This window comes from Pandoraea capi (assembly GCF_902459735.1).
GTDB lineage: Bacteria > Pseudomonadota > Gammaproteobacteria > Burkholderiales > Burkholderiaceae > Pandoraea > Pandoraea capi.
On sequence record NZ_CABPRV010000010.1, the window covers coordinates 194551 to 208807 of the forward strand.

The following is a 14257-nucleotide window of genomic DNA, read 5'->3' on the forward strand; positions in this document are numbered from 1 at the left end:
CATCACCGGCGCCAGCGCAGCGGACGCCGCAACGGGTGCCGCTGCGGTCCGGTCGCGACCCACATCGTACTCGCGCCAGCCGCACCAGCCGCACCAGCCGCTACGATCCGTTCGCCGGACAGCGCGGCCGCTTCATCCTCTTCATCCTTGTCGACGGTCTTGCTGGTGTCGATGAATAGCGCCGCAATGACGCCAGCACCGAGCAGCGCCGCCGAGATCGTGAACGGCACGTTGTAGCTGCCGCTCGTCTCGATCAGATAGCCGAACGCCACGGGCGAGATCATGCCCGCCAGCCCGAAGCCCGTGTTCATCATGCCACCCGCCGTGCCGGCGTACTTGCCCGCGATGTCGAGCGGAAGCGTCCACAGCACCGGGTTGGTGATTTCGAGGAAGAAGAACGACGACGAGAGCAGCAGCACCGCCACCATCGGATCGGACACCATCGTCATGGGCAACAGGAACGCCAGCGATCCGCCCATGCCGACGACCAGCACCGACACCCGCGCGAAACGCAACCGGCCTGTCATCTTGTAAAGCTTGTCGGAGACGACCCCGCCCAACGTGTCGCCCACCACGCCGGCGAGCAACGGCAACGCCGTGAACAAGGCCAGTTGCTTGAGATCGAAGCCCTGCGATTCGCGCAGATACGACGGCATCCACGTCAGATAGACCCACAGCAGCCAGCCGTAGCAGAAGTCCACGAACGTCACGAGCCACATGCGGCGGATGAGCTTGCGCCAAGGTGTCGACGCCCGTTTGGCCCGCTCGCAATCTCCCGAACGATAGCCGATCTCCGCAGCCTCTTGCGGCGTCACGCGACGGTGCTGCTCCGGCGTGTTGGTGAAAACCTTCATGTACAGCACGGTCCACGCGAGGCTCACCACACCCAGCACGATGAACGCTTCGCGCCAGTCGAACGCCACCACAATGGCGAGCACCACCGGCGGCGTAATCGCCCCGCCAAGACGCGCAAAGCTGTGAGTGATGCCCTGCGCAAACCCGCGCTCACCGACAGGCATCCAGTAAGTGAAGGCACGCGTGGCGGTGGGAAACGCACCGCCCTCGCCGATGCCCAGCACGAAGCGCAGCACGACCAGCGTCACGATGCTGCCGGCAAATCCGGTGGCAAGCGTGGCCGCGCCCCAGATCAGCGAAAGCACCGTCAGCACCAGCTTCGGCCCGTAACGATCTGCCAGCCATCCGCCGAAGATCTGCATCGCGGCATACGGATAGGCAAACGCCGAGAACACGAGGCCTAGCTGCACCGTCGTGAGCCCCATCTCCTGTCGGATGAAGGGGCCCGCAACCGCAATGTTGACGCGATCGATGTACGAGATGAAATACATCAGGCACATGACCGCAAGAATGATGTGGCGCGTCTTCACGCGACCGGTACGCTTGTCCATGTTGTCTCCTATGTATTTACGTCGCACACGTCATGCGCGTGCGATCGTGTCCTGCATGACGGGGGACATCGCCCCCCTTGCACTACGAATCACGACGGTTGCAGCAATTTCAGCCGTTGCACCTTGCCCGACGGGCCACGGGGCAACTCGGTTACGAAACGAAACTCCTTGGGGGTCTTGTAGCGGCCAAGCGTTTGCAGACAGTGCTCGCGAAGTGCCTGCACATCGGGTGGCGTATGGCCGTCGGCATGCGCCGCCTCTCTGAGCACGACGAACGCCACGATCTCTTGCCCGTAGGCCGGGTCGGGCACGCCGACGGCTGCCGCTTCGAGCACGTCGGGGTGACGCAGCAACGCTTCGTCGATCTCGCGCGGGGCGATGTTCTCGCCGCCTTTGATGATCAGTTCCTTGGCGCGTCCGGTGATGTAGAAGTAGCCATCGTCGTCGCGATAGCCCAGGTCGCCGGTACGCAGCCAGCCGTCGGCCGTGAACGCGCCGGCGGTCTCCTCCGGCCGCTTGTAATACCCGCGCATGACCTGTGCGCCACGTAGCACCAGCTCTCCGGTCTCGCCCGGCTCCGCTTGCGATCCGTCGCGCCGGACGACTTTCGCTTCCCCACCCGATGGCAATCCGATGCTGCCGATGCGTCTTGCCTTGGCGTCGAACGGGTTGCTGAAGACCGGCGCGGCCGTCTCGGTCATGCCCATCGTCTCGATGATGCCGATGCCGAACCGCGCCTCGAACGCACGATGGTGATCGGCAGGCAATGCCGCCGATGCGCTGCGGCAGAATCGCAGTCCAGCCAGCGCAGCGCGCTCCGGCACGTCGCCGTCGTGCAGGCCGTCGAGCAAATACGCCACGATGGTCGGCACGACGTTGATCCACGTACAGCGTGTGGCCATGACGTCGCGCCAGAAGGTGCGTGCGGAGAAGCGGGGCGCCATCACCACGGAACCCCCGTGAAACAAGGGCGTGAGCAGCGTCACCACGAGACCGTTGATGTGATACAGCGGCAGCGACGCCAGCACGCGATCGTCCTGCGTCAGCCGATGCTCCGCACTGATGAAAGCCGCATTGGCGAGCAGATTCCGATGCGAAAGCAGCACGCCCTTCGGCACGCCGGTCGTCCCGGAGGTGTACATGAGCAACGCAATGTCGCTCCCGGCCAACGAGGGTGCGGCGTTGCTCACATCCAACGCCGGGATGTCCGGCAAGCCGGACGCCTCCGGCGACGTGCACACCAGCGCCACAGGCCGCGTCATGCCCTGCGCTCGTGCGGCCTCCACCGCCTGCACGACCGCCGGGAGCATCGCGTCGGAGACGAAGATCACACGCGTCTCCGAGTGCTCGATGATGTATTGCAGTTGCGTCGGCTGACACAGCAGATTGACGGGATTGACGATCAGACCGCAGTACATCGCGGCGAGGATGATGCGCGCCGTCTGCGGCCCGTTGCCCATGCAGACGGAGACGATGTCGCCTTCGCGCAGCCCGGCGTCGGCAAAGCGACGCGCGAGCGCACGACAATCGTCGCGCAAGGCTTCGAACGTCAGTGCCGCGCCCGCCCCTTCTCCCTCGGTCAATGCGAGCAGATACGGTCGTTGGCCATACGCAGACGCCTGTGTATCGATCAGTTCGCGCAACGTGTCAGCAGGCGTGGCGACCGGCTCGCGCGCCGCAACGACGGCGGCGGTCGCTACCGGATTCGTGGGCGCGTTCATCGTCCGAATCTCCCGAAGTAGTCGGCGAGCAGATCGTCGGCGTCCGGCACTTCGGCGGCGATGGGGTAAGCCACGCGCGTGACGTTGAGATACTGGCGAAAGCCGAGGTTCTCGGTGAAGTTGTTCTTCCCCCAGGTGCCGCATCCCATCGAGAGCGAGAACGGCAGACCGTTGTCGAAATTGCCGCCGGTGGCAAAGCAATGCGCCTGATTCACGATCACGCGCGCGACCGGGAGCGTTTCGCCCAGATGCACCGCCTGCGCCGGGTCCGCACTGTGCAATCCGACCGAATGCCCCGCACCCATGTAGTCGTAGAGGCGTGCGACGAGCGACGTCGCGTCGTCGAAGTCCTTCGCGCGATAGACGGTCAGCACCGGCGAGAGCTTTTCGCCGGAGAACGGATGATCCGCACCGGTCCCCGTCTCTTCGACCATCAGAAAGGCGGGGCGCTGCGCGGCCACGTCGTGAAGCCCGGCGATTTCCGCAATGCGTTGCGCGGACTGCGCCGTGCACTGGCCCGAGAGCTTGCCATCCACCCACATGACCTGCGCCAGTGCGCGCTTCTGGCTGGCGTCGAGCAGCACGCCGCCCGCGCGACGCAGCGCATCGAGCATGGCGTCGTAGATACCGTCTTCGATCACCACACTGTTCTCCGACGAGCAACTGGTCGCGTTGTCGAAGGTTTTCGAGCGGGCGATCTTGTCGGCGGCATCGGTCAGATCAGCGCTCGACGTGACGATCGACGCCACATTCCCCGCCCCGACGCCGAACGCCGGCGTACCACTGGTGTAAGCCATACGAACGTTCGCCTGCGATCCGGTCGCGACGATCAGATCCGCCTGACGCATGAGCGAAGCCGTCGCCGCCTTGCTGATCGGCTCGGGCAACATCTGCACGAGATCCCGCGACAGACCCGCCCGCTCGAACTCGGCGTGAATGAACCGCAGCAGCAACGCGCATGCGCTGTAACCCTTGGGTGACGGCGCCACGATCACCGCATTGCCGCACTTGAGCGCGTTGACGATCTTGTTCGCCGGCGTGGCCGCCGGGTTGGTCGATGGCGTAATCGCCGCCACGACGCCGACCGGCCGGGCAATCTCCACGATGCCCTTGCGGGTGTCCTCGGCAATGACACCGTGCGTCTTGCGTCCGTGCAGATCGCGCAGCAGGCCGAGTGTCTTGCGGAAGTTCTTCTGGATCTTGTCGTCGACGTTGCCGAGCCCGGTGTCGCGCACGGCCAGTTCCGCCAGTTGCCGGTTGCGCGACGGCGCCATGATGGCCCAGGCCGCCGCGCTGGCCGCCGTGTCGAGCGCGGGTTGCCCGCCCGCCGCGAAATCGCGCTGCGCCAGTCTGGCCCGCGCGATCAGTTGCCCGACCATGGCATCGACATCGGGTGCGCCAGTGTGCGTGTCCGAGGGGAACGACCGAGGGTTCTGTGACGCAACGACCGCGCCGGGAGCCCGTGAATTCATGAGACGCCTCCTGTGGTTTTTCGATTGGGTTCGTGTGACCAATCTAGTCAACCGCGGTCGCGCCGCCGGTCTCAAATTCCCGGTCAACCCGGACACCGTCGGCGGGTGTACAGGGTGCCTCGAAATTCGGGACCGATGAAGTCCGCAAAAGCGATGAAACCGATGCACAATCAGGCTCAGCACCGCACGCAACGACGAGATTGCCAAGCGGGCAAGGCATCAAAGAGACAAGGGGACGAAGCCAGACCTCAGGAGGCGACATGACGGCATCGAATCAATCGAACGCAGCCGCAGTGCGTGCGTTTCGCGTGCTCGAAACTCTGGCAGACGCAGGCAGTCCGCTGTCGATGATGGACCTCGTGAACGCACTCGGTCTGCCGAAGCAGACGGTGCATCGCATCCTGACCCAGCTCAAGGATGCCTGGCTCATCACCCGAAGCGACAACGACCGGCGCTACGAATGCTCGCCACGCGTGCGGGCGCTCGCCGTGAACGTGCTGATGCAGACCGGGCCTGCCGCCGCGCGTCACGGCCTGCTGCAACAACTCGTCGCGAGCATCGGCGAGACGTGCAATCTCACGATGCTCTCCGGCAACGATGTGATTTACGTGGATCGTGTGGAGACGGAGTGGCCGCTGCGCATGCATTTGCAACCGGGATCGCATGTCCCGCTGCATTGCTCGGCGAGCGGTAAATTGCTACTGAGTTTCTTGCCGAAGGAACGGCGCGAACATCTGATCGACACGCTGCCGCTGCGCCGTTTCTCCGATCAGACCTTTACCGATCGCGACGCGTTACGCACGGAGTTGCAGCACACACGCCGTCGCAAGATGGGCATCAACAATCAGGAACACTTGCAGGGATTGATCGCGATTGCCGTGCCGGTGCTGCTCAACCGCAATCGCGCGTGCGCCGCCATCGCCGTGCAGGCGCCCATCGGCAGGCTGACGCTCGACGATCTGCTCGCCTTCGAGCCGGAGCTTCGCTTCGCCGCCGAAGAGACGGCGAGAACGTTCCGTAACTGAGCCACGATGGGGTTATCGATGGGTGTCAGTGCATGTTGACGAGCGTGGAAGGGCGCGTCGTCAGTTGCCGTGCACCAGCCGCTCGAACAGATCTTCATCGCCCATCTGACCGCCCTTGAGCAGGATCTCCATCCCGTCGAGCGTGGCGCAGTCGCTGCGCAGGCGGCAAAGCGGCGCACCCGCCGAGAGGGTGCCGGCATAGGTCAGCCCCCACGCGTCCAGTCCGCGCACCCCGTGGCTCGATGTGTCGCCTCCGGCAATCGCCGCCCGCGAGACAGGCGCCGCTTGCAGCACTTTCCGGAGCAGACGTCCGCCCGCCTGCGCCAGTGCCAGCGCGGACACGGACGCACCATCGCCCTCACGCCCGGCCGACGGCACCGTACACGCCAGCGTATGCCGCCCCGCCCGCAGATGTTGCGTCAGTTCGTCGGCCACGGAGGCCAGATAGCGTCCATCGCCCTGCACCAGACGCGCCGCGTCGAGACGGACGATTTCGAACGATCTGGCCGCACTCACCTGCCTTGCCGTCACCGGAGACAAGCTCCCAGCGAGCACCAGCACCGGTCCGCTTGCGGCGGCGACACGTTCCGTTCGCGCCGCTCCCGCCGTTTCCGGCGTCTGCGGCGTGGCGCCTCGCGTCATGGCGCTCGACAACGCCTGCGTCACGCTGCTAGGCCCTACCGCCAGCAACGGCGCTTGCTGAGCCTGTGCCCAAAGCACGGAGCCGATCTCGGCGAGATCCGATGTCGCCGCGACATCCCAAAGCACGTTGACGACACCCGACGCACGCAACGATTCAAGGCGCGAGGTGACCTGCGCGATCCGCGCCACGGCGTCTGCCTCCGTGACTCCCGCCGAGGGCACATAGCCGGTCCACGGCATCAGCCCGATGTCCGACACCCCTTGCGCAGCGAGATGCCGCCGCAAATCGGCTTCGTGCATCGGCGTCACGGGATGACGACTCATCGTCGGATGCCGGTCGAGACGAAACACCTCGCCCCCCGCGCCTGCTGCGGCGAACAGATTGCCGAACAGACAGTACCGCCCGAGGTTCGGCTGCCCCCCGACGATGGCCGTCCACTGACTGGGCATCGCGGGGGCGAGCGCGCGCATCGCTTCGCCGATGCTGCCCACGTCCGGCCCGCTGTCGAAGGTCGAGCAGGTCTTATAGTGCAGCACCGCCGGTTTCAGGCGACGCGCCAGGTCCGCAATCGGGCCGAGTTCGTCGCGCATGGCGGCGGGTGCCAGCGAGCGCGACACCCCGGCAATGCCCAGACAGTCGAGCGCGCCCAGCGATGCCAGACGCGCTTCATCCGGCGGCCCGAATAGCAGCACACTTCGCAAACCCGCGCGCGCGGCCGTCGCCAGCGCATCGGTGGCGCCGGTGAAATCGTCTCCGTAGTAGAGCAGTTGCGGGCGATGCATCGCGTCGGCCGTAGCTTCAATCGTGTCGATGGGCATGACGGCGCTCCGCTCAACGACCGAAGCGCTGCAACGCCGCCGCCAGTGCCGGTGAGTGCAAGGCGGCCGCTTCGAGCGACTCGCCCTCGCGCACCGCCTGCCATGCGTCGCGCAGGCTCTGTACACCGGCGGCAGGGCCGTCCGGGTGAGCGAGGATGCCGCCGCCCGCCATGAAGAGCAGATCGTCGCGACGCACCGCACGCCAGGTCGCAGGCACCGTGCCCGCCCATTGCCCGGAGGAGAACGCCGGCATGACGCGATCGTCGATGTCGCCGTTGCCGGGGGTATCGAAGGCCAGCGGCGTGTAGCAGTCGTGCGCCGATTCGACGACCTCGTCATCCGGCTGCGAAAACTTGCCCTGCAAGCCGTGCACGTGCATATGGTCGACACCGGCCAGACGCCACAGCGCCTGATACGCCTGAAAGCCGATGCCGAGCATCGGCGCCCGCGACATCGCGCCGAAGCCGTTGCGATGCCCGTGGATCGCCATCCCCGTGTGACGACGTAGCGTCTGCACCGCCGAGAATCCGCACCAGTTCAGGCTGACCATCACGCAATTGCCGCCTTCGCGTCGCACGAGATCGGCGTGACGCAGCATCGCCTCCGTCTCGTCAGTGATGTTGAACGCCACCATCACCTGCTTGCCGGTGCGCTCCCGATGCGCGCGCACGGCCGCCATGACCGCCGGCACCCGCAGCGCCAGCGGTGCATGGACCGGGTTAGCGCATACCTCGTCGTCTTTGATGAAGTCGACGCCTGCGACACACAGGCGCGCCACCAGCGCTGCGGTGTCCTGCGCACTCATGCCGACGTTCGGTTTGAGAATCGTGCCGACCAGCGCCCCGCGCGCCACGCCCGTCGCTTCGCGCGTGCCGGCAATACCGCAGCGCGGAAACTCGAACTGCTTGCGGTAGGCCGACGGCAAGGCGATGCGTTCGAGCCGCATGCCGGTGACTTCGCCCAGATCGTAAAGATTGCCCGCCACCGTAGCAGCGAGCGTCGGCAGGTTGGCGCCGATGTTGTCACAAGGAAAGGCGATGCGCACGCGCGCCCGATGCCAGGGACCGGTGACACCGGGTCCGCCCTTGCGCTCGAGAAACGCGTTGGGCAGCGACGGACGCTCGACGTCGCCGACGAAATCGACGGCCTGCACGACGGCGCGGGCGCGCTCACGCAAGGCATCGGTCTCGCCTTCGACACGCGTGAACGTGCCGCACGACTGCTCGCCGGCCATGACTTCAGCCACCTTGCGCGGATCGAGGGGCGTTTCGATCAGATACGTGGCGTTGAGCGTTGCCGTCATAGCGTCGTCAGATCCGGAAAGGGACGAACGGGATCCGTGCCGTCCCACGCGGCGGCGGCCTCGCGAATCATCGCGAAAAGACGCCCCTTCGGACCGGCGACTTCCGACAGTTCGATGGTGGTGCCCGGGTGACAGCCGGGTTCGGCATTGCGATCTTCGAAGTAGACGAAGCGGCCGTTCTCGCCCACTTCGCCGCCCATGCAGACCTCGAAGCCCGCCGCCTGCGCACGCGCCAGATCGGCATCGAAGTCCTGCGTCCAGTACGCCACGTGTTGTGCACCCGAGCGCCCCGCCTGGAGAAAATCCCGATACATCGACGGCACGTCGTTGCGAATCTGGAGCAGCTCGATCTGCAAGCCGCCCGCGTTGGCCAGCGCCACCGAGTTATGCGGCTCGAAGGACTCGCCGCGATAGGTGTAGTTGCGAATCGGCACCTTGGGGTTGTAGTACCACGGCCCTACGCCCAGCACATTCGACCAGTAGGTCATGGCCGCTTCGATGTCGGGCACGATATATGCCACCTGGCGGATTTCGCCGAAGAATCTGCTCATGGATCGTGTTGTATCAGTGAAGAAAACCTGTGGAGATCCACGGAATGGCGGCCACGCAGATGAGGCCGACGATCAGCGCCACCAGATAGCCCCAGATCGCGCGCATGCCTTTGGCCGGATCGACCTTGCCGATGGCGCACGCCGCGTAATACCCCACGCCGAAGGGCGGCGCGAACAGGCCCAGCCCCATCGAGAGCACCACGATCATCGCGTAATGCACCTCGTGCACACCGACCGCGCGCGCAATCGGAAACATCAAGGGCCCGAACAGCACGATGGCCGGAATGCCTTCGAGCACGCTGCCCAGCACGATGAACGCGATCACCGAGACGAAGATGAAACCCGCGCTACCGCCCGGCATGCGCTCCATGGCGGCGGCCAGATCCTGCGCGAAGCCCGACTGCGTCAGCCCCCACGCCATGCCCGTGGCCGCGCCGATGATGAAGATGATCGCGCCCGAGAGTGCCGCCGTCTCGATCAGCATCGGCAACAAGCGGCGCGTATCGAACTGGCGGTAGATCAACAGCCCCGCGATCACCGAGTAAGCAATGCCGATGGTCGAGACTTCCGTCGCCGTGGCAATCCCCTCGACCACCGCCGCCCGAATCACGAACGGCAACGCAAGCGCAGGCAAGGCGTAGACGAAGGCACGCAGCACTTCGCCCTTCTTCGCCTTTTTCACGCCGGAGAGGTCTTCATGGCGATAGCGCCACCATACGACGCAGCACAGCGCGATCCCCAGCACGACACCCGGCAACAGCCCGCCGGTGAAGAGCGCCGCAATCGAGACGCCGGTCACCGAGCCGATGGTGATCAGCACGATCGACGGCGGAATCGTCTCCGTCTGCGCCCCCGTGGTCGAGAGCAGTGCCACGAGATCGCCCGCATCCGCGCCGCGCTTCTTCATCTCGGGAAACAGCACCGGGGCGATCGCCGCCATATCGGCGGCCTTCGAACCGGAAATGCCCGACACCAGATACATCCCGCCGATCAGCACGTAGCTCAGTCCGCCGCGCACATGCCCCAGCAAGCTCGCAAGGCATTGCACCATCGCGCGCGCCATGCCCGTCATCTCGATCAGCAGGCCGAGGAAGACGAACAACGGCACCGCCAGCAGGATCAGATGCGACATGCCCTCGTCCATGCGCCCCACGAGCACGACCAGCGGCGTGGTCGTCGTCAGGGCGAGAAAGCCGAACGTGGCGAGCGCGAACGAAAATGCAATCGGCACGCCCGCGAAGACACAGGCCCCGACCACGCCAGCGAAGAAGATCACCAGATTCCAGCGCCCGAGCGGTTCGAGCACGGGGCCGAGCAGCCAGAACCCAAGACAGACCGCCGCGACTACCGCCACGGCCTGCACGGCCTTGACGAGCGGCGCCGTGCGCAACAGCCGCAACACGGCCACCAGCAGCATCAACGCGACGCCGACCGGAAGCGCCGCCGCGCGCCACGCATTGCTGATTTCCAGCGCGGGCGTGACCACGAACGCTTCCTCTGACGCGTACTCGTATGCGGGATGCACGATCAGCATCAGGAACGCCAGTGCAGCGGCAATCGCCAGCACGTCGAGGAATGCGCGGGTCTCGGGCTTCGCTTTGCCGACGAACGCCGTCATGCGCATGTGTTCGCCGCGTCGCAACGCGACCACGGCGCCGAGCATCGACATCCACAGAAACAGGATGCCGGCCAGTTCGTCGCCCCAGACCAGCGGCGCGTGAAACGCATACCGGGCGATCACACCGGCGAGCATGACCACGATGTCGGCGAGCACAAGCAGCGCCGCCGGAATCTCGGTCAGCCACCCGATGGCACGGTCGAGTCCGCCGACGAACGCGTGCCAGCCGCGTTGCGGCGGCACGTCGCGCAGGGTTGTGTCCCTGACGTCCCCGGCGCCCCCGGCAGGCATGCCGTTCGGGGAGTGCGCATGACGGGGCGTCATGTCACGCTACCTTGCCGGCCGTGGCTTCGAGCAACGCCCACGCCTGTGCACCGAACTTCTTCTGCCACTCGGCGTAGTAGCCGGACTTTTGCAACTGCGCGCGGAACGTCTCCGGCGATGCCGCATTGAACGCCAGCCCCTTGGACGCCAGTTCGCTTTGCAGACCCGTGTTGAGCTTGTAGACGTCTTCGCGCTGCTTGATCGCCGCTTCGTTGAAGGCGCGTGCAACGATGGTCTTGAGGTCATCGGGCAGCGCGCGCCACGAACGGCCGTTGACCACGAGGTGATACCCGTCCCAGCTGTGATTCGTGATGGCGCAGTACTTCTGCACTTCGTAGAGCTTGGCCGTCTGCACGATGGCCAGCGGATTCTCCTGCGCATCGACCACACGCGTTTGCAGGGCGGAGTAGACCTCGCTGAACTGGAGACTCGTCGGCGACGCTTGCAGCGATTTGAAAAGCGAGATGCCCATCGGGCTGACCGGCACGCGAATCTTCATGCCCGAGAGATCGGCGGCTTTCGCGATGGGCCTGTTGCCGCTCGTGATCTGGCGGAAGCCGTTGTCCCACATCTTCTCGAACGTGTAGAGGCCGGTCTTCGCAAAGGCCTCGCGAATGCTGTTACCCAATTGCCCGTCGACGGCGTGCCACACCTGGTCATAGCTGGAAAACGCAAAGCCCACCGCCGTGATCGCGCTGATCGGCGCGAGCGTGGCGATCACCATCGTGCCGGCATTGAAGATGTCGATGCCGCCGTTACGCACCTGCGCGAGCATGTCGGTATCGCCGCCAAGCTGGTTGTTCGGAAAGACGCGCAGTTCCATCCGGCCCTGACTCTCCGAAGCGATGCGCGCGGCGACTTCTTGCGCGCGTACGTTCAGCGGATGACTGACCGGCAGGTTATTGCCGTACTTGAACACGTATTGCGGCGCAGCGGCGCGCGCCATGCCCGGCAGCGCACCGGTCATGCCGGCAACACCCAGAGCGGGCAAGGCGGACAGCGCGCGCAGCACGTTGCGGCGGCTCTGAGAAGTGGAACGGGTCATCTGCTTGTCTCCTGATATTGTGGTTTTCAGCGCGAGCGCCGGCGCAGCGGCCGGACGACGTCAGGCGCAACGCGCGTGCATGCCGCCGTCGACGAGCAGTTCTACACCATTGATGTAGCGCGCTTCGTCCGACGCCAGAAACACAGCCGCATTCGCAACGTCCCAGCCATCCCCCATGCGACCGGTCGGGGACAGACGGTTGCGCGCATCCACCATCTCGTGCGCGCTCTGGTAAAACCCGGAAATCTGCTGATAGATGTGCGGCGTGTCCATCACGCCCGGCAGAATGCAGTTCGCACGAATGCCGCGCGCCGCATATTGCAGCGCCACGCTCTGCGTGAACGAATTCACCGCGCCCTTCGACGCCGCGTAGGCGCAGTAGGCATAGCCCGTCCAGCGAACCCCGCCGAGCGCGCCGATATTGACGATCGCCCCGCTGCCCTGCGCCTCCATGACCGGCAGCACTGCCTTGCACGTGAGAAACATGCTCTTGACGTTGACCGTCATCACCCGGTCCCACACGGCTTCGGTCGTCTCGACCGGCCCGCCTTGCGAGGTGATGCCGACGTTGTTGTGCAGGATGTCGATGCGCCCGTAAGTCTCCATTGCAGCGGCCACGACACGCTCGACGTCGGCCAGCGCGGTGACGTCGGCGGCAATCGCGATGGCGTCGTTGCCTTCGCTCACGATCACCTCACGCGTGGCGTCGGCAGCGGACTGCTGAAGATCGACGGCGACGACCTTCGCGCCATGCCGGGCGTATGCCACGGCGGCGGCCTTGCCGTTGCCCCATCCTTCGCCGATCGATCCCGCACCGAACACCAGCGCCACCCGGCCCTCCAGCCTGCGCGGCACCGGCTCACCTGCTCCCGCCATGACAATGTCTCCTGTTTCTGTTTGTTGTGGTGCCGCGCTCGTATGACGGTCTGCCATGCATCGACCGCCATCGCATTCGGGCTCAGCTGTTGAGGTCGTACGATAGGGCGCAATACCGCGATCGCTCAATCCGATTTCATGATGTGTTTTGATGTGATTTGATGAAGTATGCTGTGATCCACAATGCCGGGACGATCCCGCACAGCAACACATCGGAGGCGCATGAGATGAGACGCAACATGCCGAATCTGGCCGACATCGCACGGCTGGCGGGGGTATCCACGGCCACGGTCGACCGCGTGCTGCATCGCCGCGAAGGCGTGCGCCAGACGACGGTTCAGCGCGTGCTGCAAGCCGCCGGCGAACTGAAGTACCTGCCGGAGCCAGCGCTCGAAGCGGTGCGTTCGACGCCTGCGACGCAAGTGCTGTTCGTCCTGCCCGGGCGCAGCAGCAAGTTCCTGCGCATGCTCGGCGAATGGGTGCAATGCTCGCAGACGCAATGGGCGCCGTATCACGTGAACTGTCGCGTGCAGTTCATCCAGGGGTTCGATCCCGATGCGTTGTCGACGGCGTTGCTGCGACGCGGGCGCGAGTGCAACGGCGTGGCCTTCATGCCGCTGGAGCACCCGAAAGTCCGCGAAGCCGTGGACACGCTGGCCGATGCGGGCGTGGCGGCCGTCACGCTCGTGTCCGATCTGTCGCATTCGCGCCGCATCGCCTATGTCGGGCTGGACAACGGATCCGCGGGACGCACGGCGGCGTATCTGATCGCCCGGTTCGTCGGTACGGACAAGCCCGCCAAGGTCGCGCTCATCGCCGGGTCGCTCAGCTACAAGGCGCACGTGGAGCGCGAAGCCGGCTTCCTGCAACTGTTCGCCGAACAGTATCCGCACATGCAGGTCGTGGGGTTGCGCGAAGGTTATGACGACGAAGCGGTCAACTACCGGCAAACGCGCGCACTGCTCGAACAGCATCCCGACCTCGCGGCGATCTACAACATCGGTGGCGGGTCCGAGGGCGTCGGGCAGGCGCTCAAGTCGCTGGGCAAGCAACACAAGGTGGTCTTCATCGGACACGGCCTCACGCCCGACACGCGCGCCTTGCTCATCGACGGGTCGATGGACGCCGTCATCACCCAGAGCCCGCAGAGCGCCATCATGAACTGCGTGCGCATATTTGCCAACTTGCGCGAGAAGCGCGACTTGTCGGCGGGCATCGAGGCGAATCGCAGTCAGGTCATCTTCCGGGAAAACCTGCCCTGAGCGGCAGCATTTTCCACGCGTCGCGCTGCGTTGCAGCATCCTTCCGGACGTCCCCGTGATTCCGTTCGGACTGCCTCCGACCTGATGCTCCACGCCCGTTTCGCCACCGCGACACCCGCGTGCACACCTGTCCATTAGTTGTACAGGTGTCATCCCCTAGCGCGCACAGCGATCGTTCGAAAATCCCTTCCAA

General features: G+C 65.3%; 11 protein-coding genes. 2 read left to right on the forward strand and 9 right to left on the reverse strand.

What is annotated here, in order from left to right:
* Window positions 1-2: 2 nt before the first annotated feature.
* The 3 genes from PCA20602_RS19745 to sauS all read right to left on the reverse strand — a co-directional run bounded on the left by PCA20602_RS19745 (window position 3) and on the right by sauS (window position 4599).
* Entirely contained in the window at window positions 3-1406 is a 1404-nt protein-coding gene (locus PCA20602_RS19745; RefSeq protein WP_150722643.1) for an MFS transporter, read from the reverse strand.
* 89 nt (window positions 1407-1495) lie between these two features.
* Window positions 1496-3127, reverse strand: coding sequence for an AMP-binding protein (locus PCA20602_RS19750; RefSeq protein ID WP_150722644.1), 1632 nt, complete (start codon window positions 3125-3127; stop codon window positions 1496-1498).
* Window positions 3124-4599, reverse strand: coding sequence for an acylating sulfoacetaldehyde dehydrogenase (sauS, locus tag PCA20602_RS19755; RefSeq protein WP_150722645.1), 1476 nt, complete (start codon window positions 4597-4599; stop codon window positions 3124-3126). The genes PCA20602_RS19750 and sauS overlap by 4 nt, the downstream gene beginning before the upstream one ends.
* Before the next feature lie 260 nt (window positions 4600-4859).
* Between sauS and PCA20602_RS19760 the strand changes: the two genes are divergently transcribed.
* Complete coding sequence (locus PCA20602_RS19760; protein WP_069342174.1) at window positions 4860-5624, forward strand: IclR family transcriptional regulator; 765 nt, start codon at window positions 4860-4862, stop codon at window positions 5622-5624.
* Between the two features lie 60 nt (window positions 5625-5684).
* On the opposite strand, the gene PCA20602_RS19765 is transcribed toward PCA20602_RS19760, so the two are convergent.
* From PCA20602_RS19765 to PCA20602_RS19790, 6 genes are read right to left on the reverse strand one after another with little or no spacing between them, the layout of a single operon-like run.
* Window positions 5685-7085 carry a four-carbon acid sugar kinase family protein gene (locus tag PCA20602_RS19765; RefSeq protein WP_246182246.1) on the reverse strand — a complete coding sequence of 467 codons (1401 nt, stop codon included), beginning with the start codon at window positions 7083-7085 and terminating at the stop codon, window positions 5685-5687.
* A 13-nt stretch (window positions 7086-7098) separates the two neighbouring features.
* On the reverse strand, window positions 7099-8388 hold the full coding sequence (locus PCA20602_RS19770) for a ribulose-bisphosphate carboxylase large subunit family protein (RefSeq protein ID WP_150722646.1): 1290 nt from the start codon (window positions 8386-8388) through the stop codon (window positions 7099-7101).
* On the reverse strand, window positions 8385-8939 hold the full coding sequence (locus tag PCA20602_RS19775) for a VOC family protein (RefSeq protein WP_150722647.1): 555 nt from the start codon (window positions 8937-8939) through the stop codon (window positions 8385-8387). The genes PCA20602_RS19770 and PCA20602_RS19775 overlap by 4 nt, the downstream gene beginning before the upstream one ends.
* Before the next feature lie 13 nt (window positions 8940-8952).
* Entirely contained in the window at window positions 8953-10881 is a 1929-nt protein-coding gene (locus PCA20602_RS19780) for a TRAP transporter large permease (RefSeq protein ID WP_217432466.1), read from the reverse strand.
* A gap of 1 nt (window position 10882) precedes the next feature.
* Window positions 10883-11926 carry a TRAP transporter substrate-binding protein gene (locus PCA20602_RS19785; RefSeq protein WP_150722648.1) on the reverse strand — a complete coding sequence of 348 codons (1044 nt, stop codon included), beginning with the start codon at window positions 11924-11926 and terminating at the stop codon, window positions 10883-10885.
* 60 nt (window positions 11927-11986) lie between these two features.
* Entirely contained in the window at window positions 11987-12802 is an 816-nt protein-coding gene (locus tag PCA20602_RS19790) for an SDR family NAD(P)-dependent oxidoreductase (RefSeq protein ID WP_150722649.1), read from the reverse strand.
* A gap of 227 nt (window positions 12803-13029) precedes the next feature.
* Between PCA20602_RS19790 and PCA20602_RS19795 the strand changes: the two genes are divergently transcribed.
* Window positions 13030-14064, forward strand: a complete 1035-nt coding sequence (locus tag PCA20602_RS19795; RefSeq protein WP_242558593.1) for a LacI family DNA-binding transcriptional regulator — start codon at window positions 13030-13032, stop codon at window positions 14062-14064.
* The last annotated feature ends 193 nt before the right edge of the window (window positions 14065-14257 follow it).